General features: G+C 52.3%; 24 protein-coding genes, 5 pseudogenes and 1 riboswitch. Of the genes and pseudogenes, 15 read left to right on the forward strand and 14 right to left on the reverse strand.

Annotated elements, in window-relative coordinates; translation table 11 throughout:
• The first annotated feature begins 47 nt into the window (after positions 1-47).
• Positions 48-1,172: a radical SAM/CxCxxxxC motif protein YfkAB gene (gene yfkAB, locus CD000_RS13420; protein ID WP_011229929.1), complete on the forward strand. Its 1,125-nt coding sequence runs from the start codon at positions 48-50 to the stop codon at positions 1,170-1,172.
• A gap of 29 nt (positions 1,173-1,201) precedes the next feature.
• Here the strand turns inward: yfkAB and CD000_RS13425 are convergent, their stop codons facing one another.
• Entirely contained in the window at positions 1,202-1,990 is a 789-nt protein-coding gene (locus tag CD000_RS13425) for a YfkD famly protein (RefSeq protein WP_011229928.1), read from the reverse strand.
• A gap of 152 nt (positions 1,991-2,142) precedes the next feature.
• A pseudogene (gene cax, locus CD000_RS13430) lies at positions 2,143-2,691 on the reverse strand (calcium/proton exchanger); the annotation flags it as partial.
• 218 nt (positions 2,692-2,909) lie between these two features.
• Here cax and CD000_RS13435 point away from each other — a divergent pair.
• Entirely contained in the window at positions 2,910-4,043 is a 1,134-nt protein-coding gene (locus CD000_RS13435; protein ID WP_096225848.1) for an MFS transporter, read from the forward strand.
• A gap of 123 nt (positions 4,044-4,166) precedes the next feature.
• Positions 4,167-4,313, forward strand: a complete 147-nt coding sequence (locus CD000_RS13440; protein ID WP_011229925.1) for a BH0509 family protein — start codon at positions 4,167-4,169, stop codon at positions 4,311-4,313.
• A gap of 150 nt (positions 4,314-4,463) precedes the next feature.
• Here the strand turns inward: CD000_RS13440 and CD000_RS13445 are convergent.
• The 3 genes and pseudogenes from CD000_RS13445 to CD000_RS13455 form a co-directional block, all read right to left on the reverse strand.
• Positions 4,464-6,015 (reverse strand): annotated as a pseudogene (locus CD000_RS13445) (IS1182 family transposase).
• A gap of 409 nt (positions 6,016-6,424) precedes the next feature.
• Positions 6,425-7,258 (reverse strand): YihY/virulence factor BrkB family protein, encoded by an 834-nt coding sequence (locus CD000_RS13450; protein ID WP_096225849.1) that lies wholly within the window; start codon positions 7,256-7,258, stop codon positions 6,425-6,427.
• Positions 7,259-7,309: 51 nt separating this feature from the next.
• On the reverse strand, positions 7,310-7,798 hold the full coding sequence (locus CD000_RS13455) for a low molecular weight protein-tyrosine-phosphatase (protein WP_013146347.1): 489 nt from the start codon (positions 7,796-7,798) through the stop codon (positions 7,310-7,312).
• A gap of 349 nt (positions 7,799-8,147) precedes the next feature.
• Here CD000_RS13455 and CD000_RS13460 point away from each other — a divergent pair, with 349 nt between their 5' ends.
• The 7 genes from CD000_RS13460 (at position 8,148) to CD000_RS13495 (ending at position 13,553) form a co-directional block, all read left to right on the forward strand.
• Positions 8,148-8,372: a DUF1128 domain-containing protein gene (locus tag CD000_RS13460; protein ID WP_011229922.1), complete on the forward strand. Its 225-nt coding sequence runs from the start codon at positions 8,148-8,150 to the stop codon at positions 8,370-8,372.
• A gap of 130 nt (positions 8,373-8,502) precedes the next feature.
• Positions 8,503-8,607: riboswitch (SAM riboswitch) on the forward strand.
• A gap of 125 nt (positions 8,608-8,732) precedes the next feature.
• Positions 8,733-9,440: a phosphoadenylyl-sulfate reductase gene (locus CD000_RS13465; RefSeq protein WP_096225850.1), complete on the forward strand. Its 708-nt coding sequence runs from the start codon at positions 8,733-8,735 to the stop codon at positions 9,438-9,440.
• Positions 9,441-9,713: 273 nt separating this feature from the next.
• Positions 9,714-10,874, forward strand: a complete 1,161-nt coding sequence (gene sat / locus CD000_RS13475; protein ID WP_011229919.1) for a sulfate adenylyltransferase — start codon at positions 9,714-9,716, stop codon at positions 10,872-10,874.
• 12 nt (positions 10,875-10,886) lie between these two features.
• The gene (gene cysC, locus CD000_RS13480; protein ID WP_011229918.1) at positions 10,887-11,498 is read left to right on the forward strand and encodes an adenylyl-sulfate kinase; all 612 of its coding nucleotides are present in this window, start codon (positions 10,887-10,889) and stop codon (positions 11,496-11,498) included.
• A gap of 148 nt (positions 11,499-11,646) precedes the next feature.
• Entirely contained in the window at positions 11,647-12,423 is a 777-nt protein-coding gene (gene cobA, locus CD000_RS13485; protein WP_011229917.1) for a uroporphyrinogen-III C-methyltransferase, read from the forward strand.
• Positions 12,424-12,433: 10 nt separating this feature from the next.
• Entirely contained in the window at positions 12,434-13,180 is a 747-nt protein-coding gene (locus tag CD000_RS13490) for a sirohydrochlorin chelatase (protein ID WP_011229916.1), read from the forward strand.
• Positions 13,181-13,268: 88 nt separating this feature from the next.
• Positions 13,269-13,553, forward strand: a complete 285-nt coding sequence (locus CD000_RS13495; protein WP_011229915.1) for an acylphosphatase — start codon at positions 13,269-13,271, stop codon at positions 13,551-13,553.
• Positions 13,554-13,715: 162 nt separating this feature from the next.
• On the opposite strand, the gene CD000_RS13505 is transcribed toward CD000_RS13495, so the two are convergent.
• Positions 13,716-14,483 carry an arginase family protein gene (locus tag CD000_RS13505; protein WP_096225851.1) on the reverse strand — a complete coding sequence of 256 codons (768 nt, stop codon included), beginning with the start codon at positions 14,481-14,483 and terminating at the stop codon, positions 13,716-13,718.
• Between the two features lie 164 nt (positions 14,484-14,647).
• Here CD000_RS13505 and CD000_RS13515 point away from each other — a divergent pair, with 164 nt between their 5' ends.
• Both CD000_RS13515 and bshB2 read left to right on the forward strand, forming a co-directional pair.
• A complete protein-coding gene (locus CD000_RS13515; RefSeq protein WP_011229912.1) occupies positions 14,648-14,995 on the forward strand; it encodes a YojF family protein in 348 nt (115 codons plus the stop codon).
• Positions 14,996-15,008: 13 nt separating this feature from the next.
• Positions 15,009-15,662, forward strand: coding sequence for a bacillithiol biosynthesis deacetylase BshB2 (bshB2, locus tag CD000_RS13520; RefSeq protein WP_011229911.1), 654 nt, complete (start codon positions 15,009-15,011; stop codon positions 15,660-15,662).
• Positions 15,663-15,844: 182 nt separating this feature from the next.
• Here bshB2 and CD000_RS13525 read toward each other — a convergent pair whose 3' ends face one another.
• From CD000_RS13525 to CD000_RS13550, 6 genes and pseudogenes are all read right to left on the reverse strand, one after another.
• Positions 15,845-16,030, reverse strand: a complete 186-nt coding sequence (locus CD000_RS13525; RefSeq protein WP_233130450.1) for a hypothetical protein — start codon at positions 16,028-16,030, stop codon at positions 15,845-15,847.
• Entirely contained in the window at positions 16,027-16,668 is a 642-nt protein-coding gene (locus CD000_RS13530) for a precorrin-2 dehydrogenase/sirohydrochlorin ferrochelatase family protein (protein ID WP_096225853.1), read from the reverse strand. Before CD000_RS13530 ends, CD000_RS13525 begins: the two co-directional genes overlap by 4 nt.
• Before the next feature lie 150 nt (positions 16,669-16,818).
• Positions 16,819-17,388, reverse strand: a complete 570-nt coding sequence (locus CD000_RS13535; protein WP_096226297.1) for a PX domain-containing protein — start codon at positions 17,386-17,388, stop codon at positions 16,819-16,821.
• A 209-nt stretch (positions 17,389-17,597) separates the two neighbouring features.
• Positions 17,598-17,969 carry a DnaJ family domain-containing protein gene (locus CD000_RS13540; protein WP_063211824.1) on the reverse strand — a complete coding sequence of 124 codons (372 nt, stop codon included), beginning with the start codon at positions 17,967-17,969 and terminating at the stop codon, positions 17,598-17,600.
• A gap of 1 nt (position 17,970) precedes the next feature.
• Positions 17,971-18,594: pseudogene (locus CD000_RS13545) on the reverse strand (EAL domain-containing protein); the annotation flags it as partial.
• A 63-nt stretch (positions 18,595-18,657) separates the two neighbouring features.
• Positions 18,658-19,068, reverse strand: a pseudogene (locus CD000_RS13550) (zinc ribbon domain-containing protein); the annotation flags it as partial.
• A gap of 434 nt (positions 19,069-19,502) precedes the next feature.
• On the opposite strand from CD000_RS13550, the gene CD000_RS13555 reads away from it, so the two are divergent.
• The 3 genes and pseudogenes from CD000_RS13555 to CD000_RS19255 all read left to right on the forward strand — a co-directional run bounded on the left by CD000_RS13555 (position 19,503) and on the right by CD000_RS19255 (position 20,620).
• Complete coding sequence (locus CD000_RS13555) at positions 19,503-19,955, forward strand: C40 family peptidase (protein WP_096225854.1); 453 nt, start codon at positions 19,503-19,505, stop codon at positions 19,953-19,955.
• Between the two features lie 334 nt (positions 19,956-20,289).
• Positions 20,290-20,469, forward strand: a pseudogene (locus CD000_RS19595) (rod shape-determining protein); the annotation flags it as partial.
• Between the two features lie 10 nt (positions 20,470-20,479).
• Positions 20,480-20,620 (forward strand): rod shape-determining protein, encoded by a 141-nt coding sequence (locus CD000_RS19255; protein WP_233130451.1) that lies wholly within the window; start codon positions 20,480-20,482, stop codon positions 20,618-20,620.
• Between the two features lie 113 nt (positions 20,621-20,733).
• Here the strand turns inward: CD000_RS19255 and CD000_RS13565 are convergent, their stop codons facing one another.
• Both CD000_RS13565 and glcD read right to left on the reverse strand, forming a co-directional pair.
• Positions 20,734-22,098, reverse strand: coding sequence for a (Fe-S)-binding protein (locus CD000_RS13565; RefSeq protein ID WP_023633717.1), 1,365 nt, complete (start codon positions 22,096-22,098; stop codon positions 20,734-20,736).
• Positions 22,095-23,507 carry a glycolate oxidase subunit GlcD gene (gene glcD / locus CD000_RS13570; RefSeq protein WP_023633718.1) on the reverse strand — a complete coding sequence of 471 codons (1,413 nt, stop codon included), beginning with the start codon at positions 23,505-23,507 and terminating at the stop codon, positions 22,095-22,097. The genes CD000_RS13565 and glcD overlap by 4 nt, the downstream gene beginning before the upstream one ends.
• Between the last annotated feature and the right edge of the window lie 56 nt (positions 23,508-23,563).

The following is a 23,563-nucleotide window of genomic DNA, read 5'->3' on the forward strand; positions in this document are numbered from 1 at the left end:
TTGCCGATAATGAACGTTGGGACTTTGAATGGAAAGAGGAGAAGACCATGCGCTCATCCACCATGCCAGCCATTACACCGGCGTATGACCCTTGGGAAGCGTACGTCGATATTGAAGAATATGGAAAACTACAACTGACGAATATTGAGTTTACCACAACGACGCTTTGCAATATGCGCTGTGAGCATTGTGCTGTTGGCTATACGTTGACAATGAAAGATCCCGAGGCGCTGCCGCTTGATATGTTGCTCCGCCGTCTCGAGGAAATTCCGCATTTGCGCTCCTTAAGCATCACCGGCGGCGAGCCGATGCTGTCATTAAAATCCGTCGAACAATACGTCGTTCCCCTTCTCCGCTACGCGCACGAGCGCGGGGTGCGGACGCAGCTTAATTCGAACTTGACGTTGGATTTGTCTCGCTATGAACCAGTCATTCCGTATTTGGATGTGCTCCATATCTCGCACAACTGGGGGACGATCGACGACTTTGTCGAAGGTGGTTTTGCCATGATGGAGCGGAAGCCGACGCGCGCCCAACGTGAGAAATACTTCCAGCGCATGCTTGACAATGCAAAAGCGCTGGCCAATGCCGGCGTGATGGTATCGGCGGAAACGATGTTAAACAAACGAACCGTCCGCCACTTGGAAACGATCCACCGCCAAGTTGTCGAGGCAATGGGCTGCCGGCGCCATGAAATCCATCCGATGTATCCGAGCGATTTTGCCAGCGCTTTGGAGACGTTGAGCTTGGACGAATTGCGCGAAGCGATTCACCATTTGCTTGACATTCGCGACGAAAACGTCTGGATGCTGTTTGGCACGCTGCCGTTTTACCCGTGCAGCGACAACGAAGAAGATGTGCGCCTATTGAAGCGGCTGTATGAAAGCAAAAACGTCACCGTGCGCAACGATCCAGACGGACGTTCACGGCTCAATGTCAATATTTTCACCGGCGATGTCATCGTCACCGATTTCGGTGATGAACCGCCGCTTGGCAACATCATTCACGATTCGCTGCCAGACGTGTATGACAAATGGCGGCGCTCAAAGCTTGCTAGGGAGCTTCTTTGCCACTGCCCGTCGGCACGCTGCCTCGGACCGAACGTCCTTGTGAAGCAGACGTATTACCGCGGCGTCGATTTTACGAAGCGGTCCGCGCGCATTGGCCGATAAAAAACGTCAAGGAGCTTTTCCTTGACGTTTTATCTTGGCTGTTCACTCACCACATATGACATGTACAGGCGATCCTGCACCGGAATCCATGCCCCAACCCCTCTTGTCGTCACGTTTTTGACGACAATTTTCTTTTTGTTTCCTTTGAGCACGACGTACACTTCCCCGTATGTTACTTTCCCTTTTTCATTCACCGCCGGAGCGTACGCGTACAAATAACCTATTTTTTTCGCCGGTACGTTGTACGGTTGGTCTTTTTTCGTGCCAAGGCCGACAACCGTGCTGAAAGAGAGCGGCAAGTTCGTCTTTTCCATCGCTTTGTTTAACATCATCCGCTTAACCGCGTCTTCATTCGGCACTTTCACCGTCAACCCGCCGCGGACGTATTTTTGCATTTCTTGTTTATAGTACAACTTTTGCGCCGTATCGCCGCCGCGGTTATCAAGGAAATTCGTGTTGACCTTTTGATATTCCCAGTTCGTCGACGTTTCGATCGACTGGTAATTGAGCGGCCATTGGCCTAAATAAATCGTCGCTCGATAGCCAACGGCCCATGGCGTGTCGGTCGCCGAAGATTCATTAAAGAGATGGATCAATTCGGGATTCTCAATTTTCACATTCGCCGATCTTAGCAGCTGTTTTGTAAACGAGCTCGGTTCCAAATGCGGCAAATCTTGCGTCGGGTTCGGATACGTATTTTCTTTCGATATATCAATCACCGCACCGGGCGCCGGTTTGCCGGCAGCCGCCAGCGCCGAAAACGCCGCCGCATAAAGAAGAAGCACGCTCACGAACAGCGAAACAGCCCACTTTTTCATCGTCTTCACTCCTTTCTTCCCACGTTATTCACTGTTAGTTTCTTTCAAAATGCGCCGTTTATCCGCGGCGGCGAAAATTTTCCCCGTTTGGCGCCCCACTTCCCGCACCCGCCAAAAAAACACCCGGACGGCGAATACCCGGATGCAGTCACTTACAGCAAGTAAAAACCGATGCCCATGATCTCGTATAGGCAGCGAGCAATGTTGCTCCTTCAAACCAGTTCGTATCACCATCATTTGACAGCACGATCATCAAAAGGACGGAAGCAGCCATCGCCACCAGCTCAGGAAGTGAAAAGACAAGCGGCATTTTTTCCGGAAACAAAAGCGAAACGAGCACAAGCACCGGCGCAACGAACATGGCGATTTGCAATGTCGAGCCGACGGCAATTTCCACCGCGACATTCATTTTGTTTTTGTACGCCATAATCACCGCGGAAGCGTGCTCCGCCGCATTGCCGACGATGGCCACGATGATGATCCCGATAAACAGCTCGCTCCAGCCGAATGACTCGGCGACCGTTTCAAACGTATGAACGAGCCGTTCCGATAAATAGGCGACCGCAACCGTCGCCAGCGCCAAAATGGCGGTCGCTTTCCCTTTGCCCCATTCGGGCTCTTCATGTTCTTCCACTTCTTCTGATTTATGCTGATATACGCCGCTGGGTGACAAGCCGGAAATAAAGGGCAGCGGCGTAAAGCCAATGAAGAAACCCGCCGATGACCGACACCGGCACGCCGATCCATGTCATCCAAGCAAACACCTTGTTCATTTCTCTTCCACCTTTCCTCTTGATTGTTTTCGTTGCATTGACCGCCGTTTCTATGTACGATGGATAAGGGCATTCATTCGCCCTAGGAAACATCCAGCCTCGCTTGTTTGATTGGCCTGCGATTTCAACTGAAATGGGGATGCACGATGCGTTTTGCCATCTTAACCGGGATTGTCGCCGTCTCTGGTCTATCGCAAGGGATGTTGCTGCCGCTTTTGGCGATGCTTCTTGATGAAAACGGCGTCTCTTCGTCCGTTAACGGGGCGCACGCCGCCGCCCTGTATATCGGTGTCTTGACCATTTCGCCATTTTTGGAACGGCCGCTGAGACGCTATGGCTATCGGCTCCTCATTCTCCTTGGTGGTTTCATTGTAATATGTTCGCTTATTCTTTTTCCACTTTTTCCTTCTCTTTTCTTTTGGCTTGTTCTTCGCTTTGCCATCGGCATCGGCGATCATATGCTTCATTTTGCGACACAAACGTGGATTACGGACTTTTCGCCGCCGACTGAACGCGGACGGCGATTGTCGCTGTATGGGTGGGCGTTCGGCCTCGGCTTCACCATCGGCCCGCTGTTGGCTTCACTCGCTTCGGTCGAGAAGGCGCTTCCGTTTTATTTAGCTGCTCTCCTTAGTTTCGCCGGTTGGATCGGCGTCTTTTGGCTGCCGAACGAAAAACCAAAGCCGCTTGAACGTTCTTCGTCGGCGGCCGGTCGGTTTATTGGCGCTTGGAAACAGGCATGGCCAGCGCTTTTGTTGCCGTTTGCCTACGGTTTTTTAGAAGCGGCTGTCCATTCCATCTTCCCGCTGTACGCCTTGCGCAAGCAGATGGGCGCCGAACAAATCGCCTTCATTTTGCCGTTTTTCTCGTTGGGCGGCATCGTCTTTCAGCTCCCGCTCGGGGCGCTCAGCGACCGGTTCGGGCGGCGCGAGATCATCACCGGTGCACTCTTGGCCGGCGCCGGTTGTTTTTTGATTGCCCTCACTGTCGGTGCGTCCACGGTTGGGTTGGCTGCTTGTTTGTTCACCGCTGGCATGTTTACCGGCTCGCTCTTCTCGCTCGGCATCGCCTATATGACCGACCTGTTGCCGAAAGAGCTGCTTCCCGCCGGCAATTTGTTGTGCGGGATGCTATACAGTCTCGGCAGCATGACGGGCCCGCCGCTTGCCGGCAGCGTGGTTGATCTCTCTGCTCGCGCCTTTTTCCTTGCGGTCAGCGCTGTCCTCCTCGTTCCGGCCATTTGCCTCGTCAGCCGCCGGGAACAGGAAACAGCGGCTTGACCGTTTTTTGTTTTTATTTTTTATTTTTTTCAAAAAAATCGTTGACCATTTTGTTCCCTCTGTTATATAATAAAACCAAGATATCAAGTTTCTGTTTTAAAACAGTATAAAGGAGTGGCGATCATGAGCAGAACGGAACGGAAAAATATGATCGAGTTTATCGAAAAAGTGCGGGGATTGTCGCGCGAGGAACTCGCCTATATGACCGATGCAGAAATTGAATACATTTATGAGCGCTATTACCACCATCACGAAGAAATCGTTGAATAAAGCGGCGGCGGCTCGATGCGCCTGTGTTTGCATGAAAGAAAGGGGCTGACCCAAAAGTCCGCCAAAAAGCGGACTTTTGGAGTCAGCCCTCTCTGGTTTTTGTATATTTTACCAAACGGAACAAAATTCCGACTCTGTTCTCCCCCTCATTTACGCCACCAAGGACAATTGCTTGTCCCTAGCGGCTTTTTTGAGAAGATTGTGGGCAGCACAAACCAGCCCCCATTCGATGGAAACTTTTTGGAGGCCTCGCAGGACAAAGCGACGAAACCCGCGATTTTGTTTGATTTGCCCAAATACACTCTCAATGTCGGTTTGGCGTTGGCGGTATCGGGCTTGCCCTTCTTCACTCTCCAACCGTTCGCGGGCTTTCTGTTTTTGTTCATGATAGACGGGGTTCCATTGCGTGGTTCGTCCATACTTGGAAGTCGTGCAGGCCGAACGGAACGGACATCCTTCGCATTCATGGCATTGGTAGTGTCGGGTGACCGAGGTGTATCCTGATTCCGTGGTCTGTTTCGAAGTTCCGGTGCGAACCAGCTTTTTCCCATTGGCGCAAATCCAAACGTCTTCTTCTTCCACATAGGTCCAATTCTGCTGATGATGCGGATTTTTCTTGACCTTGCGCGTGTTCTCCTTCTCATACGTATGGTACTTGATCAAGGCCGATATGTGCTTCTCTTCCAGCTTCACGTAGTTCTCTTCCGAGCCATAAGCCGCGTCAGCGATCAAACGTTCGGGTTCCATGCCGTACTTCTCTCGAATGGTCTCCAAATGCGGGAGAAGACAACGAGTGTCGCCCGGCCTCTGATGAAGGGAATACCCCAAAATAAATTGGCCGGAAGAACCCACCTGTACGTTATAGGCCGGCTTGAGCTGGCCGTTTCGCATGTGATCCTCCTTCAACCGCATGAAGGTGGCATCCACATCGGTCTTGGAATAGCTGTTGCGATCCCCGCATACATGGAGTTGGTGTTCATACTTTTCACTGCGGGGCAAGTAGTCCTCCTTCATCTTCTTGATGGCCTTCTTCAACGGTTGGTTGTCCGGCTCGGCCTCCAACCGTTTTTCCCACTCCTCGGTTTTCTTTCGGATTTCTTCTGACGTAAAGGCCGGCGAAGGGTCGATGTCTTCCGCCTTTTCTTCTTCCACGATCGCCTCGATCTGGGCAATCAGCCGATCGACATTGGCTTGGAGTTTCTCCTGGTACTTCTCAGCCGATTTGCGCCAAACGAAGGTGTACCGGTTGGCATTCGCTTCAATTTTCGTTCCATCCACAAAATAATCTTCCATCTTGACATAGCCGTCGGCCACGAGCAGCGTGATCATTTCCCGGAACAGGTCGTCAATCAGGTCTTTCATCCGCTCCGAACGAAACCGATTGATGGAGCGGAAGTCCGGCTTTTGAAATCCACTTAGCCACATGAGGGGAAGGTGGACTTCGAGCTGCCGTGCAATCTCACGGCCATGATACATTTTTTGGGTGTAAGCGTAAAGGAGGATTTTGGTCATCATTTTCGGATGATAGGCGGAGGCGCCCCCTCCTTTGTAGTAAGCAAGAAACGTCTCCATCGGGATGCGTTCAACCATCTCATGAACCACGTGGGCCATGTTATCCCGTGGAATTGAGATCGGCGATGTTGCTTGGCAAAGAGAGGTTGTCCATGGTATACTCTTTAAAGGAAATATGATCATGTTTCATAAAAGAATCGCCCTTCTTTCGGTGGTAGTGGTTTTGGTGACTCTATTCTACCAGAAAAAAGGGCGATTCTTCTATATTTGAGGCAAAAAAGTGGGGGCTGATCCCAAAACGCATTCGCGTTTTGGGTCAGCCCCTTTTTTGATTTCCATCTATACACATAAAACGACCGCCGGGGCACAATATTACAATATGTTGTGCTATGTTGAACGAAGAACCACCTTTTGAGGCAGCTTCTTTCAATGATAGCCGTTTTGGCCGTTGGCACTGCCACTCGTCTTATGCTTTGGTCTGTTTTTTCCTTTTTGCTTCGTGCCCCCGTCTTTTTTCGTATGTTTCGTCATCTTGATCCCCCCTATGCCAAGATCCCCTGCATTGTTACGATATCCCGCCTCGGCACCGTTTATGCACGCTAACGCTGCCGTCTTTTCCCTTCGCTCTCACAGTCAAACATGGCGTTGAGTTCCCCGCCCAAGACAAGAATCATGCCGGACAAATAAAACCAAACCATCAACACGATCATCCCGCCAAGGCTGCCATACATCGCCGTGTAATCCGCAAAGTTGTTGACATAATACGCGAACGCCAGCGACGCCGCAATCCAGCCGGCGGTGGCAAACAGCGCGCCGCGCACGACGTTGACGCAGCGAAGCTGTTTGTTCGGCGCGAAATAATAAAGGGCAGTAAAGACAGCAAACAATAACAGCGAACTCGTCACCCAACGAAACGCGTTCCAAACCTCCAAAAACTGTTGCGACAACCCGAGAGCAGAGAACAAAAACAGCCCGATTATCCGCCCGAAGACCGGAAGCACGAGGGCAACGATGATGACAACGATCATGCCGAGCGTCAACACAATCGACAGCCCGCGTACGATCCAAAACGGCCGGTCTTCTTGCACATCATAAGCGCGGTTGAATGCCCTCATAATGGCACTCATGCCATTAGACGCTGACCAAATAGCTGCGATGATGCTAAACGACAACAATCCCCCATTTTGCTCATTCATGAGACGATAAACGTTCGTCTCGATGAGGTGAAGCGCCTCTTTCGGGGCGTATTGCCGCACGAGCGCAAGCACATCTTCATGCGGAATTGGCAAATACGCCAACAGCGTCATTAAAAACAACAAAAACGGAAAGAGCGACAGAAGAAAGTAATACGCCAATTCCGCCGACAAACGCGGGACTTCATCTTCCGTAAAACGGCGGGCCAACTCACGGATGAACGCCAAATTTACGACCATCGGCTGCCCTCCTTCCCCGTTTTTCCCTAGACAGGTGCGCCGCCCTCAAAGTCATTTTGTTTCCTCCACACCAAGTCGATGGTCGCGGATGATCCTCTCAAGCAAATGCTCGCACCCTGAGCGGACGAGGCGATACACTTCGGCAAAATTCCCGGTATAATACGGATCAGGCACATCGTCTTTTTCCCGGTCGGGAACAAAGTCAAGCAACCGGGCGAGCACCGCTTTCGAACGGGAGCCAGCCAATCGGCGCAAATCGTTCAAGTTGGCTGCGTCCATGGCGATGATGTAATCAAATTCTTCCAAGTCACGATGATTCACTTGCCGGGCGCGGATGCCGGAGTAGTCGATCTTATTTTCAGTCAAAACCCTTCTTGTCCCCACATGCGGCGGCTCACCGACATGCCAGCTGCCTGTTCCCGCCGAATCAACGGCAATCAGACCGTCAAGCCCCCGCTCTTTCACCAAATGACGGAAGACCGCTTCCGCCATCGGCGAGCGACAAATGTTTCCAAGACAAACAAACAGCACTTTAATCATCCAAACAGCCACCCCTCTCTCTATGTCCACGGTGCTTTCCACCGTTAGTTTTCCTTCATTTCTTTTCATCTAGCCCTTTTTGTCCCTAGAAGGACGGGGATGTAACGAAAAAACAACTCCAGCGGGGGAGCGTGTGCGAATGGGCCAACAACTTTTGTGCGCGTTCACGACAACCATTTTGAAGAAAACGAGGTGTTTCACCAACCTTTTAGACTGGCACTATGCATGTGCACCTACATTTTACCACATCATCCGTTTTTCATCAGAAAAGCAAGCCAGGCAATCTCTCCCCATTCTTCCTGCACCTATGGTACAATACATAGTAACTTGCCATGAAAGGAGTAAACGAATGGATTTATCAAAACGGTCGGCGGAAAACGTCGCCTACATGATCGAACAGTTGAAGCAAAAGTTGAAAGTGCTGAACTTGGATGCCATCAAGCCGTCCCATTTTTCCGAGGAATGGTACGATGAGTTGAGAGACATTTACGAGATGGTGATGAAACGCGAGACGTTCAGCCCAAGCGAAATGCAGGCGATTGTCGAAGAGCTCGGAAGCCTGCGCAAAAAATAACGCTCCCATCTGCTGCTAGGCAGGCAATGCAGCTGTTTCGTATAAAAACAATTCCTATCGAAAAACTATGATTGACATTATCGTCAATTGTGCTAAAATTTTAATCAATCAAATGACATTGCGTTGCATACGTTGCTCGGGAGTGAGGGAGGAATTGGCTCAATGAACTCCGTCAACCTGCCGCCTATAGCAAAGTGCCAATTCCAGCTAAAGAAGATCTTTAGTAAAATAAGGGGCACCCTTTCTCCCGCTCTTTCTGATTCATGCAAGGAAGGATTTTCGCCGCCGAATTGCCGTTTGGCCGCTATATATCCGACTAATTACGTGGATTTTCTTTGATTTTGTGAGGAGGAGAAACCGATGCTCACGTATGATCAGTGGGAAAAGGCGGAAAAACCGTCTTTTCCGTCCGATAATGAAACAAAAGGGGCGCTTGACGTCCTTGCTTGGGCGTATCGCGAATACGGCGATGAGATCGTATACGCGTGCAGCTTCGGCATCGAGGGGATTGTGCTGATTGATCTCATCTCCCAAGTCAAACCGGACGCCGAAATCGTCTTTTTGGATACCGGCCTGCATTTTCCAGAGACGTACGATACGATCGCGAAAGTGAAAGAAAAATATCCGTCGCTTCGCATCGTGATGAAGCAGCCGCGCTTGACGTTGGAAGAACAGAAGGCGCAGTTTGGCGACGAGTTATGGAAACGCGACCCGAACAAATGCTGTGAGCTGCGCAAAGTCATTCCGCTGCGCGAGGTGCTGACCGGGGTGACGGCGTGGATTTCCGGCTTGCGCCGCGAGCAATCGCCGACGCGGCGTCATGTTGAATACATCAACAAGGACGACAAATTCCGTTCGGTCAAAGTCTGTCCGCTCATTCATTGGACATGGAAAGACGTATGGAACTATGTGTATAAACACAATCTTCCATACAACGTGCTTCATGACCGCGGCTACCCGAGCATCGGTTGCGCCCCGTGCACCGCTCCGGCTACAGATCCGAACGACTTGCGCTCCGGGCGCTGGGCCGGCCAAGGAAAGACGGAATGCGGTCTCCATCTCGCTTAAGGAGAGAAAAACGATATGCTCCTTGCCATTGCTTTGATCGCATCCTTTTTCTTCGCCATGAACATCGAGGCGAGCGGCGCGGCGGCCTCGATAGGCGTCGCTGATGAATCGGACGCCATTCCGAATCGTCAAGCTGCTGTTTGACAGCGACGTCTATACGGTCATCACCATCTTGAGCGTCTGCTTGGCGTCATTAGCCTGAAAAAAGAACGCTTGCCTCATGAACATGGCAGCGGCATTTCACAACATCTATCAATCTAGGAGGTTATGAACATGAGCGTAAGCATCCCGCATGGCGGCACATTGATCAATCGTTGGAATCCGGACTATCCGCTTGATGAGGCGACCAAAACGATCGAGCTCTCCAAAGCCGAACTGAGCGACTTGGAGCTGATCGGAACGGGCGCCTACAGCCCTCTCACTGGTTTTTTAACGAAAACGGATTACGACGCGGTTGTTGAAACAATGCGTCTGTCTGACGGCACCGTCTGGAGCATTCCGATCACGCTCGCGGTAACAGAAGAAAAAGCGAAAGAGCTCGCCGTCGGCGATAAGGCGAAACTCGTTTATCGTGGCGACGTCTACGGCGTCATTGAGATCGCTGACATTTACCGCCCAGACAAAACGAAAGAAGCGAAGCTCGTTTATAAAACGGATGAACTTGCTCACCCAGGCGTGCGCAAACTGTTTGAAAAACCGGATGTGTATGTCGGCGGGGAGATTACGCTTGTCAAACGGACCGACAAAGGCCAATTCGCCTCGTTTTATTTTGATCCAGCAGAAACGCGGAAAAAGTTTGCTGAGTTTGGCTGGAACACCGTTGTCGGCTTCCAAACGCGCAATCCGGTTCACCGCGCCCATGAATACATTCAAAAATGCGCGCTCGAGATCGTTGATGGCTTGTTTTTAAACCCACTCGTCGGCGAAACGAAAGCGGACGATATTCCGGCTGACATCCGGATGGAAAGCTATCAAGTGCTGCTGGAAAACTATTACCCGAAAGACCGCGTTTTCCTCGGCGTCTTCCAAGCTGCGATGCGCTATGCCGGTCCGCGTGAAGCCATTTTCCACGCGATGGTGCGCAAAAATTTCGGCTGCACGCACTTCATCGTCGGCCGCGACCACGCTGGTGTCGGCAATTATTACGGTACGTATGATGCGCAAAAAATCTTCTTGAACTTTACGGCTGAAGAGCTTGGCATTACGCCGCTCTTTTTCGAACATAGCTTTTACTGCACGAAATGCGAAGGGATGGCATCGACAAAAACGTGTCCGCATGACGCGAAATACCATGTCGTCCTTTCCGGCACGAAAGTTCGTGAAATGCTGCGCAACGGCCAAGTGCCGCCGAGCACGTTCAGCCGCCCGGAAGTGGCAGCCGTCTTGATCAAAGGGCTGCAAGAACGCGAAACGGTCGCCCCGTCAGCGCGCTAAAGGAGGATCGCGATGAGCACGAACATCGTTTGGCATCACACATCGGTCACAAAAGAAGATCGTCGCAAGCGCAACGGCCATCATAGCGCCATCCTTTGGTTCACCGGGTTGTCCGGCTCCGGCAAATCGACGGTGGCCAACGCTGTCTCCAGACGACTGTTTGAGCTCGGCATTCAGAATTATGTCTTAGACGGCGACAACATCCGGCACGGGCTCAATAAAGATCTCGGCTTTTCCGCCGCCGACCGGACGGAAAACATCCGCCGCATCGGCGAAGTGGCAAAGCTGTTTGTCGACAGCGGCCAGTTTGTGCTGACGGCGTTCATCTCGCCGTTTGCCGAAGACCGGGCGCTCGTCCGCCGCTTAGTCGAAGAAGACGAGTTTATCGAAATTTACGTCAACTGCCCGCTTGAAGAATGCGAAAAGCGCGATCCGAAAGGGCTGTATCAAAAAGCTCGCCGCGGGGAAATCCGTGAATTTACGGGCATCGACTCGCCGTACGAAGCGCCGGAAGCACCGGAGCTGACGATCGAAACACACCGTTATTCGGTTGACGAATGTGCCGAGCAAGTGCTCGCCTACCTGCGCGAGCGAGGAATGATCCCGGCCGCGAAAACAGACTGATTCCCCCGTCCTCTGCCAAAAAAGAACGGGAGGTCATTTGACAAGGTCGTTTTCATCCCAAGGCAGACCATTTACAATAAAAGCAGCCGAGCATCCATGCCGCTTTCCAGCGGCTGGCTGAATCATGCACGAAGGGGCTGAAACAACGATGGGCAAAGTATATCTTGTCGGCGCCGGCCCCGGCGACCCGGAACTCATTACCGTCAAAGGATTAAAATGCATCCAGCAAGCGGATGTCATTTTGTACGACCGTCTCATCAATGAAGAGTTGCTTTCATATGCCAAGCCGGACGCCGAACTCATCTTTTGCGGCAAGCTGCCCGGCTTTCATGCCATGCAGCAGGAAACGATCAACCATGCGCTCGTCTGGCATGCCAAAAAAGGAAAAACGGTCGTCCGCTTAAAGGGCGGCGATCCGTTCGTGTTCGGGCGCGGCGGCGAAGAGGCCGAGGCGCTGGCCAAACATGGGATCGAATTTGAGATCGTTCCCGGCATCACCTCCGCCATCGCGGCGGCGGCTTATGCCGGCATCCCTGTCACCCATCGCGCGTTCAGCTCAAGCGTCGCCTTTGTCACCGGGCATCGGCGCGACGGAAGTCGTGACGAGATCAAATGGGAAAGCCTCGCCAAAGGCATCGATACGATCGCCATTTACATGGGGGTTCATCACTTGCCATACATTTGCGGCCAGCTGATGAAATACGGCAAAGCGCCGGAGACGCCGGCGGCGGTCATCGAATGGGGAACGACAACTGCTCAACGCACCGTCACCGGCACGCTCGCGACGATCGCCGGAATCGCCGCCAAGGAAAACATCCAAAATCCGAGCATGATCATGATCGGAGACGTCGTCCGGCTGCGCGCCAACATTCAATGGTTTGAGCCGTTGCTTGCGTCATCCGCAGCCGCTGGCGCAACATCGTGAGGCGATGGCGATGGAAGCTGTTTTATATGTCAGCCACGGCAGCCGCATTGCCGCCGCGCGCCATGAAGCGGCGCGTTTCGTCGAACAGTGCCGGAGGGCCATCGATATTCCGATTCAAGAGCTATGCTTTGTCGAGCTCGCGGAACCGGACATTGTCACCGGCGTTGACCGTTGTGTCGCCCAAGGGGCGACACGCGTCATCGTCGTTCCGCTTCTCCTTCTTTCTGCAGGGCATGCCAAACACGATATTCCAGCAGCATTGGACATCGCGAGACGGCGCCATCCGTCCGTTGATATCCTCTGTGGCGCTCCGTTCGGCGTCCATGAAGCGATGATCGACATCATGATCGACCGCATCAGCGAACAGTCCGCACCGCTTGACGGTGAATCGATGATCCTTCTTGTCGGCCGCGGCAGCAGTGATCCAGACACGAAGCGCGACATGTCCGCCATCGCTGCGCTTTTAAAAGAAAAAACGAACGTGCCGCACGTGGACGTTTGTTTTCTCGCTGCCATCCGCCCGACGCTTGATGAAGGGCTCGAACGGGCCCACGCATCGGCGTATCGGCGTGTGTTTGTCGTCCCGTACTTATTGTTTACCGGCGTCTTAATGAAAACGATCGAACGGAGGCTGCAGGGGTTCTCTGTTTCCGACAAGCAGTGGCATTTATGCTCTTACCTAGGCGATCACCCGCGGCTTGTGCTACTCATTCAACAACAAGTATTATCGCTATCATCCGTAAAAAAAGGAGCTTGAACCATCAAGCTCCTTTTTTCATGTATTTTCCGCCTCATCTATTGTATGATGGAAGCAGAACAACCGTGATGAAGGAGGACTCATCGGCGTGAAAAGAGTTCATGTCATCGTGGAAGGGCGCGTGCAAGGCGTCGGGTTTCGATACTTCGTCCAACACGAAGCGCTAAAACGGCAGCTGACCGGTTGGGTGAAAAACAATGATGACGGAACAGTGGAAATGGAAGTTCAGGGGAATGAAAGCGCCCTTCAACTCTTTTTGGACACCATTGAAGCCGGAACGATGTTTGCCAAAGTCGCCCGCATGCACATCGAGCCGCGCGATGTCCGCTCCGATGAAAAACAATTTCGCATTATGTACGGGAGCGGCTTTTGACAACTAGGCTCATCCCCTCAAGCAGCGGCCTTCCCGGCTTTTTCGGCCATCGGGCCGGCAGAAGCGCCGGCCCGATGGCCAAAATCCGAAGGGACAGCGTCTTCCTTGCTTTTCTGATCGCCAAACCAAAAGCGGTTCTGCCTTTCCCGCGCTTCTCGCCGCTCACGCCGGCCGCAAATGCGGCGCCGCATAGTGGAAATATGTCTCCAAGATGGCCATGTTCGCCTGCTCATTTTTTCCCCGCGCTTCGCGACAAAGCGGGTCGAACATGTCGACAGCGGAGGGCGGGTATTCGCCGCATATGTCCACGCCGAGCACTTTTTTATGGAATAAAAGCAACCGCAGGCAGGCGAGCAGCTGGGATAGCGGAATCACTCCTTGATCCCAGTTCGTGACCGCGTCTTCGCGGCGAAGAGCGTCTTTATCGATGCTGATATAGATGCTTCCGGTCGGGATGGCCTCGATGAGCGCTTTTGGCCATTCATCATGATCATCAAATGGAAGAACAGTCATGTTCGGAGATAAACGGAGTTGATGCGAAGAAGCAGTTGGGCCAACGATAACGACTTTTTGCAACCGCGGATGCTTAAGTGCATAGGAGACCCATGAGCCGCACGAAATGACATCATCCCCTCCTTCAGCATCCGTATGGCGGTCAAAAAGCACAAGCGTAAACGGTTCGTTGATTTCTTTAAGCAATAAATACGTGACATAATGATAGTTGCCGCTGCCGATCAGCACCGCCCCGCGCTTCCGCCGCCGCTCAAGCCGCCGCTCAATTTCAGCAAGCGCCGCTTCGCAGCAATACAAATTCGTCCCCGGCACGTCGGCAAGATCGACCCATTCGTGCGGAAACTGAAACAGCCGCTTTTGCGGTCGGTACACGCCGTCAAAATTCAGTATCGTGACACCATTGCCTTGAACCCCCATCGATCATCACCTTCTTTCGTTGAATCAGCATTCAACGCTTTGTAGGTGCGGATGAGTCCAAGATGTGTCTCTTTTTTTATTATACAATAGGAGTCGAAATATTTCCGCTCACACGCCTCGGTCATGTACAATAATAGAAAAACAAACAGCAAGGAGGGAGCCGCTTGCAACCGATCGACACGGCCGCTGTACAAGAGGCGCTGAATCGTTTTGCCAATCGCGACGTGTATATTCATTTGGAAACGACGAACGGAGCATACGCCTCCCATCATAACGAAGGTTTTTATTCCGTCGGCGCCTACATCCGCAATGCCTGCATCCGCTTCACCCGCGGCAAGATCACCGGCCCCGGGCCATATCGCGTCGGACTGAAGCTTGATCTTGGCTGGGTGTACGCCGAAGGGCTGACCCATTGGGAATGGACAGAAAAAGGACAGTTGCTGCTAGCAGGCCATGATGATCAAGGGAAATTGGCCGTGGCTCTCGAACTGAGCAACGAACCGTTTGTGTAAGGAGGGAGTTCCGTTGAACGAACGACATGTGCTCGTTGTTTTTCCCCACCCGGACGATGAAGCGTTCGGTGTGTCGGGAACGATTGCCGAGCATGCGCAAAACGGCACGCCGGTGACGTACGCTTGCTTGACGCTCGGAGAAATGGGGCGCAATATGGGCGTTCCTCCGTTTGCCAACCGCGAAACGCTTCCACACATCCGCAAGCAAGAACTGGAGGAAGCATGCCGCATTCTTGGCATTCATGATTTGCGCCTGCTCGGCTATCGCGACAAGACGGTCGAGTTTGAGGATGAAGAAGAGCTGGCTGACCAGATCGCCGCCATCGTGGCAGAAACGAATCCATCGCTTGTCATTACGTTTTACCCCGGCTACAGCGTCCACCCCGACCATGATGCGTGTGGAGCCGCTGTCATCCGCGCCTTAAAGCGCTGGCCGAAAGAAGAACGGCCAACCGTCCATTGCGTTGCGTTTGCGAAAAACTGCGAACAAGACCTTGGCCAGCCGGATGTCGTGCGCGATGTCAGCTCGGTGATCGATACGAAGCTGGCCGCCATTCGCGCCCACCGTTCGCAAACCGAAGGACTGATGCAAGCGGCATCCAAACGCGGCGATGCACTTGCTTGGCTCAAAACAGAACGGTTTTGGACGTATCGGTGGGATGACTAAACGTATACAGGCGCCGGCCGCACCTCCAAGCTGGCTGAACCGGCACGGCCGGCCCGCCGCCGAAAAAAGGAAGCCCGCCTTTCACGTGAGGCTTGGGCGCCTTTTTCGTTGGCATAGGCAGTGAAGAAAACACCAGCCCGCCCAACCGGATCCGGAACAGGCATTGTTTCCGCTGGAATGTTTCAGATGGGTTGCAATCCGAAAGCGGCCTCGGCGGCCAGATCCCCTTTCAGCACGGTGACGGCTTTTCCTTCGAGCTGAACCCTCTCGCCTGCCACCATCACCCGCACAATGCCGCCGCGGGCTGAAGCTTGGTAGCCGACTAACGTCGCGGTGAACGCATCGACAATATACATCGGAATGTTCATTGCTCTTTCCCTCTTTCTCCGTTTCGTTCTTTTTCGTTCGCCAATAGCTGGGCCAACTCTTCATCCCATCGCCCGCGCTGCCGGAAGGAATCAGCAGCGAGCGCCTGAAACAGCCGCTTCCGTCCCTCAGCGTCCTCCACTTCGCGCAATACGATGCCGCGGGCCCGCTGCAAAAACTCAAGATACAGCCTGTACTCTTCGCCATACTTCTCCTCAAGCTCGCGGCGAATGCGGCGGGCAACCGCCGGACTTGCCCCTCCGGTCGACACGGCAATTGTGAGCGGACCGCGGCGGATGACAGCGGGAACGTGAAAATCACACCGCTCCGGATCATCCACGACATTTACGAGTTGACCGGGTGCTGCTGCTTGCGTCACCGCTTCATTCACCTTGCGATCATTCGTCGCGGCAATCACCAAAAAGGCCTCCGCCAAATCGTCTGGGTCAAACCGCTTTTTCTTCCAAACGATCATCCCCCCCGCGGCCAACGCTTGAAGCTCCGGCTCCGCTTCAGGCGCAATCATCACGATTTCCGCCCCTGCCTCTAACAATCCATGAATTTTCCTTGCCGCCACCTTCCCGCCGCCGACAACGACCGCCCGACGGCCGCGCACATGAAGAACAATCGGATACCCCACGGCGCAACCCCCCATTCCGGCATCCATCAGGCAGACTGAGTCGGTTTCTGCGCACAAACAGGCGCAATCTTCCCCGACCGCCTGCCTTGGCTGACAACAAAAAGTAAAAAAAGAAGCCGTGCATCGAACACGGCCTTTTTCTTCATTATATCATCCTTGTTTCACTTCTTGAAGCCATTTCGCCAACCGTTCATTTTTCTTTTTCATATGCTCAAGCCATTGCGGGAGCAGTTTTTTCATGGCCTCCTGATCATTGTTCTCCATCGCTTGCCTCGTTTGTTCATGAAGCTGATGAAGCTGTTGTTTTTCTTCTTTCGTCATCCACCGTTTCATTTTATGCAACTGTTTCAGCTCTTGTTTAAACTGTTCTTTGGTGATTTTTTTATTGGCCAGCTGATCGATGAGCCGGTCAAGCGCCGCTTCACGCTCTTTTTTCATCTTTTTGCACTTTTCTTTAATGGCCTGTTTCACGTTCTCATCGTTCAACTGCTGACGCAACGCGTTCCGCTCGTCGAGCACTTTTTTCCATTCATCTGCCTGTTCAGGCGTATACGTTTGAACCATCTCCATCCACTTTTGCTCATCCAATCTGTCGTGCTCCCACATATGGCCGACCGGCAGATGCACATCGGCTGCCTCTCCTTTATGGCTGCCGGCAGCCACCCATGACGGCATCGCCAGCATGAGTGAAGCAAAAAAGGCAATCCATACGTTTCTCACGATGTTCACTCCTTTTCCTTTTCCTTTCACTCACCATTCACCTACGACTAGACAGCTGGGATTCATCATCCGCTTTTGCTCTTCTTCGCGCCGCCTCCTTTCCAACCATTGACTCCTCCCCTATTTTCCCCGTTTTTTGGATATCCTTGCATAAAAAATGGGAAGACCTACAAAAACGAGGTCCTCCCCTTCATGTTGAAAAAAAACGTTTAGCGAAATTTCTCTTCAATACGCCGCCCATAGTCGCGCAGCGCCTTCGAGTTTGCCGGTTGCCGTTTTTTCATCAGTTCGGCAAAACGAAGCTGTTTTTCCGTCCATTTTTTCGTAAGTTCCTGCTTTTTCTCGTCATCCTCGCAGCAACGAAGCAAGTCCTCGAGCGTCAAAAGCTCTTTGCGCAGCTCCGCTTCTTCCCTCACATAGCCGGCGTTTTTCAGCAACAAATACCCGAGCCGCAGCTCCTCTGGAATGCGGGAAAGGTCTTCAATCTCAAGCGGTTTGCCGAAGCCGGGCAAGTTGTCGAACTCGCCGTTTTTCATCGCTTCGCGAATTTTCTCCTCGGCGATGCGCCAAAATCCGTCCATGTTACGTCAGCTCCTGCGCCTGCCGCCTCACGCGCTGCCCGTTTAAGAACCGGACGAGCTCGTCATACGGAAGCGGCGGGGAAAAATAATAGCCTTGCGCCTCGTCGCACCGTTTTCCTTGCAAATAGGCCGCTTCGGTCTCCGTTTCGACCCCTTCGGCCAACACTTTGACACCTATATTATGCCCGAGGCGGATGATCGCCGGCAAGATGACATCTTTTTTTCCTTGAATATGCTGAACAAACGAACGGTCGATCTTCAGCCGATCGATCGGCAAATCCGTCAAGTAGCTGAGCGAACTGTAACCAGTGCCGAAATCATCCATGCTGATCGTCACACCAAGCCCCTTCAGTTTCGAGAGAATATCAAGCGCACGTTCTGTATCCATGGTCATCCGCTCCGTAATTTCCAGATCTAAATGGTGCGGCGGCAGCCCGGCGTCGGCGAGCAGGCGGGCGAGTTTATCCACAAATCGACGGCTTTCAAATTCATATGGCGATAAGTTGATGGAAACGGACAAGTCAGGAAAACGACCAAGCAGTTGCTTCGTCTGCTCACAAGCCGTGCGGATGACCCATTCATTGATCGGGATGATCATGCCGGTCTGTTCGGCAACCGGGGTGAACTACCCCCACTTAATTTTCTAGCGAAAATTTGAAGTGGGGGCTTCCAAAGAAGTTTGACTGCTTCAAGCAATCCTTATTCTTTGAGGCGTGTCCACTTCGCCGCTAGAGCATAAGACACTCAGGTCTACAGCTTTACTTTTCTTTAAGATGTTTAATGCGCCATTGACATCAGCATTAATTAGTTTGCCAGACTTTGTTCGATACAAGCCGCGCTTAATACGTTTGCCGCTGAACTTATATTCTTTTGGATTGTCGGCATTATATTCAGGAATCTCATCGCCGTCAAAAAAGCTGGCTTGAGACGTATAGGATTCTTCCTGTTTCAAGAATTCAATGCCGTAAAATTCACAAAGATATTCTAGTTTTTCTTTTATGTTACCGAGAGGAATATTGACAAAGTTTTGATTTGTCTTTTTTCCTAGATTCATATTGCGTTGCCATGTTTCCGCATAGCCAATGACAAGTTTGCCAATTTACAATCCGACGTTGTACATGTTCTTGGCAATATGGCACAGTTCTCGAAGAGTCAAGTATTCTTCTTTGGTCAAACCATTTAGCTGTTGTTTGATACAAAAATACATTTTTTCACCTCCCATCTAACTATATTATACTATATTTTACTGAATCTATCCTATTTTCAGCAAAATATAGTTAAGGCGATTCATCTCCCACTTACTCCGCTTTGCTTCGTTGAAGTGGGAGTCTTCTCGCCTAATTAAGATAAAAATCGTTGATCGTTTTCATCCCACTCACTTCTAATGGTATAAGCCTTTAGGACGAGGTGCTATATTTGTAACGGCGCTGTAACATTATTTAATCCAACTGTAAAAAACAAGTCTAGTTTCCTATGCTATACTCTAGTTGAGATACGTCGAATCGGAAAAGATTTTGTCGGGGGTTAGGGGAAATGAAAAAATGGTATTCTCTCCTGTTCGTATCCATGATCGTTCTATTTTCCTCCTTCTTTGTAAGCACTTCCAATTCAGATGCAGCCGCCAACAAGACGAGGCTGATCGCCGAGGCCAAAAAACTGGTCGGCACTCCGTATCGGTATGGCGGCACAACGCCAAAAGGATTTGACTGCTCAGGATTTGTCTACTATACCTATAAAAAAGTTGGCGTCACCTTGCCTCGCACCTCTCGAGAAATGTACAAAAAAGGTACATACGTAAATAAGTCCCAATTACAGCCAGGGGATTTAGTGTTTTTCGACACTTCCAAACAGACGAAAGGCGTCTCCCACGTGGCTATTTACATCGGCAACAATCAAGTCATCCATGCCGTTTCCCGTGGCGTGAAAATCGACAGTTTAAACAGCAGCTACTGGAAAACGAAGTATATCGGAGCCAAACGGCTGTAACAGCTCCGTCGGAAAAGCTCTCTGTCATATTAAGTCCGCTTAATAGACAGGGGGTTTTTATTATGCAAAAAAAAGCGGCCCTCCAAAACCGGAGAGCCCAATGCTATATTTCATAGGGGATCGGGGGAATACTTGGAAAACGTTACGCTATTATTCATTTCCTCCCTTTTCGTTTTTTATACATGAAAACAAAAAAATTTTTTATGATCCCCAGCCGCAACGGCTGCCCCCTCCCGTTTCGACAATATGGACATAAAGCCGCGGCTCTTGTCGAATGTTATAGATGATGACTGGTTGTCCGTTCATCGATTTTTGACAAAGGCGGGTGTTTCCGTTGTTCGCTTCCTCACAGCTGGGCGTTGATTTAGGGACGATGAATGTCAGGCTGTTCAGCCAGACGAAAGGGCTTCTGTTTGACGAACCAGCAACGGTCGCCTATAACCGCCAGGCGGACAAGCTTATGGCAATCGGCCAAAAGGCAAAACAAATGATCGGCAAGACTCCGCCCCATGTTGGGAGGCGCCTTGCTGCATGGCATCGAGCAATGGCTGAGCACGGAACTGCACGTGCCGGTGCATGTCGCGCCCAATCCAGCTGAAGCGGTCGCCATCGGCACGGGGAAGGCGCTTCAGGCGATGCCAAAGCGCCTCGATGCAGCGCTGTAGCTCATTTCCAACTCCCGATCATTGAATCAACTCAAAACCCCCGCGCCATCGCGGGGGTTCTTGTTAGACCAGCTATGGGCATTCCTGGCACGGAGAGGCCGCCCACTGTGGTGTTAGGACGTCTGCCGAATGCGCTCCTCCCCTTGCGTTGCTTGTGCTCCCTCGGCGGCCTCAAGCAGCAAATCCACAATATGGACGGCGCGGACGCTTCCTGACAGCCCGGCCCGTTCAATGCCAAGCTTCATTTGTAGCAAACACCCCGGGTTGGCGGTGACGATCGTCGTCGCTTTCGTTTGTTTCGCCATTTCCATTTTGTGGTCTAAAATTTGCATTGACATCTCCGGTTCCACAAGGTTGTAAATGCCGGCCGATCCGCAGCAGCGGTCAGCATCGTTCATCTCGCGGAACTCGACGCCGTCAATCGCCCGCAACAAACGGCGCGGGGCGGCCGCCGTTTTCATGACGTTGCGCAAATGGCACGAATCTTGGTAGGTGATCGTTTGCGGCGCCACGCGAAGCGGTAGTTGGTGAAACCCGAGTTCAACCAACACTTCAGAAATGTCTTTGATTTTCGCCGCAAACGCCTCCGCCCGGTCGCGCCATTCGGGATCATCCTTTAACAGGTGGTCATATTCAAGCAAAAACGCACCGCAGCCGCCGGCGTTCGTCACAATGCAGTCGACATCAAGCTGCTCAAAAGCGGAAATGTTTCGCTTGGCCAACTCTTTCGCCATCTCTTTTTCCCCGCCATGGCCGTGCAACGCCCCGCAGCACCCTTGGGACGGCGGGATGATGACTTCGCAGCCGGCGAGCTGCAATAGACGCAGCGTCGCATCGTTTGTTTCCATAAACATCGTATCCATCAAACAGCCAGCGAAAAAGGCGACCCGTTTTTTCACCGTACCGTCCGGATTCAAACGATGCGGCCGGTTTTTCATCTCTTTTGCCGTCGGCACGTCCGGCAGCACGCGCTCCATTTGCCGGAACGAGGCCGGAAGCAGGCGAAGCAGCCCCGTTTTGCGGGCAAGCGTCCGCAAGCCGGAGCGCTGATACCAACCGAGAAGCGCCGTCGCCTTCCGCATCCGTCCTTGATGCGGAAACAGTCCGGCAAACACAAGCTTACGGATGAGGCGAACCGGAAGCGGCATTTTTTTATGCTGGGCGATAATGTCGCGCGCCTCTTCCAGAAGATGGCCGTAGCGGACCCCGGACGGACAGACCGACTCGCATGCCCGGCAGCCTAAACATAAGTTGAGCGCCCGCTCCACCTCTTCGTCCGGCTCAATCAGTCCATCGACGACCGCCTTCATTAAGGCAATCCGTCCGCGCGGCGACTGGGCTTCTTGCTGCCCCGATTCGATGTACGTCGGACATGATGGCAAGCAAAAGCCACAGCGCATACAGTTCATCAGTTCATCCTCATCCATCCGTTCTTGAAACGCTTTCTGAATGAGCGCTCGTTCTATCTTCGTTGTCATCGTGTCACCACCACCCGTTTTCTCGTGCTTTTGGCGAACACTTTGCCCGGATTCATAATATTGTTCGGGTCGAGCGCCTGCTTGACCGCTTTCATGGCAGCGATGCCGGCCGGACCGAGCTTCCATTCCAAATACGGCGCTTTCATCACCCCGACGCCGTGTTCGCCGGTAATCGTGCCACCCAATTCAATCGCTTTGGCGAAAATTTCTTCAAACGCTCGTTCCACCCGCTCCATTTCTTCACGATTGCGGGCGTCGGTCGGACAGGTCGGGTGCAAGTTGCCATCGCCGGCATGGCCGAACGTACAGATCTTCAACTGGTACTTCTCGGCAATTTCATTGATTGCTTTGACCATTTTGGCGATTTCCGAACGCGGCACGGTTGCGTCCTCTAAAATTGTCGTCGGCTTTAAGCGCGCCAACGCCGACAGCGCCGCCCTCCGCGCCGTCCGCAGCGCCTCTGCTTCTTCCTCCGAACGGGCGAGTTGAACAGACACCGCCTGCTCGGCCCGGCAAATATCGGCCATCTTTTTCATATCGCGCTCTACCACTTCCTTCGGCCCATCCTGCTCAATGAGCAAAACGGCTTTCACATCGGTCGGCAAGCCGATGCGGGCGAAATCTTCGACCACTTCCAATGTCGGCTGGTCCAAAAACTCGAGCGTCGCTGGAATGATCTTGTTGGCGATGATTTTCGACACCGAACGGGCGGCCGCCTCCAAATCTTGATAAAGAGCGAGCATCGTCTGCTTCGTCTCTGGCATCGGAATAAGTTTTAACGTCGCTTCGGTGACAATGCCAAGCGTTCCTTCCGATCCGACAAACAGACGGGTTAAGTCATAGCCAGCTACATCTTTTGCCAGCTTGCCACCGGTGCGGATGACATCGCCGTTCGCCAAGACGACTTCCAACCCGAGCACATAGTCGCGTGTCACCCCGTATTTCAGGCCGCGCAAGCCGCCTGAGTTTTCGCTGATGTTGCCGCCAATCGTTGAAATTTTCATCGACCCCGGATCCGGCGGATAAAACAATCCTTTTTCTTCAACGGCTTTCGCCAAATCAAGCGTCACCACTCCTGGCTGAACGGTCGCGGTTAAGTTTTCCTCATCAATTTCCAAAATGCGGTTCATATGGTTAAACAGGAGAACGATCCCGCCTTCGACCGGACACGTGCCGGCGCAAAGGTTCGTTCCTGACCCACGCGGCACGATCGGGATGCGATACTCGTTGCAAATTTTCGCAATTTCCGCGACCTCTTTCGTATTTCGCGGCGCAATGACCGCATCGGGGAGCGACTGAAACTGCGGAGTCGCATCATACGAATAGACGAGCCGCCCCGTTTTCGTGTCATCGTAGTTTTCAGCTCCCACGACTTGAATCAACCGTTTTTTCGCTTCATTTGGAATCAATGGTCTCACCCTTTCCACATCCATTTGCATTCGCCGACAGCGAAAAAGGGGCTGGG

Origin of the sequence: Geobacillus sp. FJAT-46040 (assembly GCF_002335725.1) — a bacterium.
Lineage (GTDB): Bacteria > Bacillota > Bacilli > Bacillales > Anoxybacillaceae > Geobacillus > Geobacillus thermoleovorans.

What these genes read in the sequence shown, in the direction of transcription:
- CD000_RS13490 (WP_011229916.1), top strand. Translation starts at nt 12,434, where the DNA reads ATGGAAGCTGTTTTATATGTCAGCCACGGCAGCCGCATTGCCGCCGCG.
- CD000_RS13440 (WP_011229925.1), top strand. Translation starts at nt 4,167, where the DNA reads ATGAGCAGAACGGAACGGAAAAATATGATCGAGTTTATCGAAAAAGTG.
- CD000_RS13455 (WP_013146347.1), bottom strand. Translation starts at nt 7,798, where the DNA reads ATGATTAAAGTGCTGTTTGTTTGTCTTGGAAACATTTGTCGCTCGCCG.
- sat (WP_011229919.1), top strand. Translation starts at nt 9,714, where the DNA reads ATGAGCGTAAGCATCCCGCATGGCGGCACATTGATCAATCGTTGGAAT.
- CD000_RS13425 (WP_011229928.1), bottom strand. Translation starts at nt 1,990, where the DNA reads ATGAAAAAGTGGGCTGTTTCGCTGTTCGTGAGCGTGCTTCTTCTTTAT.
- CD000_RS13465 (WP_096225850.1), top strand. Translation starts at nt 8,733, where the DNA reads ATGCTCACGTATGATCAGTGGGAAAAGGCGGAAAAACCGTCTTTTCCG.
- yfkAB (WP_011229929.1), top strand. Translation starts at nt 48, where the DNA reads ATGCGCTCATCCACCATGCCAGCCATTACACCGGCGTATGACCCTTGG.
- CD000_RS13555 (WP_096225854.1), top strand. Translation starts at nt 19,503, where the DNA reads ATGAAAAAATGGTATTCTCTCCTGTTCGTATCCATGATCGTTCTATTT.
- CD000_RS13435 (WP_096225848.1), top strand. Translation starts at nt 2,910, where the DNA reads ATGCGTTTTGCCATCTTAACCGGGATTGTCGCCGTCTCTGGTCTATCG.
- CD000_RS13525 (WP_233130450.1), bottom strand. Translation starts at nt 16,030, where the DNA reads ATGAACATTCCGATGTATATTGTCGATGCGTTCACCGCGACGTTAGTC.
- CD000_RS13505 (WP_096225851.1), bottom strand. Translation starts at nt 14,483, where the DNA reads ATGGGGGTTCAAGGCAATGGTGTCACGATACTGAATTTTGACGGCGTG.
- CD000_RS13540 (WP_063211824.1), bottom strand. Translation starts at nt 17,969, where the DNA reads ATGGACGGATTTTGGCGCATCGCCGAGGAGAAAATTCGCGAAGCGATG.
- CD000_RS13460 (WP_011229922.1), top strand. Translation starts at nt 8,148, where the DNA reads ATGGATTTATCAAAACGGTCGGCGGAAAACGTCGCCTACATGATCGAA.
- cobA (WP_011229917.1), top strand. Translation starts at nt 11,647, where the DNA reads ATGGGCAAAGTATATCTTGTCGGCGCCGGCCCCGGCGACCCGGAACTC.
- CD000_RS13565 (WP_023633717.1), bottom strand. Translation starts at nt 22,098, where the DNA reads ATGACAACGAAGATAGAACGAGCGCTCATTCAGAAAGCGTTTCAAGAA.
- CD000_RS13450 (WP_096225849.1), bottom strand. Translation starts at nt 7,258, where the DNA reads ATGGTCGTAAATTTGGCGTTCATCCGTGAGTTGGCCCGCCGTTTTACG.
- cysC (WP_011229918.1), top strand. Translation starts at nt 10,887, where the DNA reads ATGAGCACGAACATCGTTTGGCATCACACATCGGTCACAAAAGAAGAT.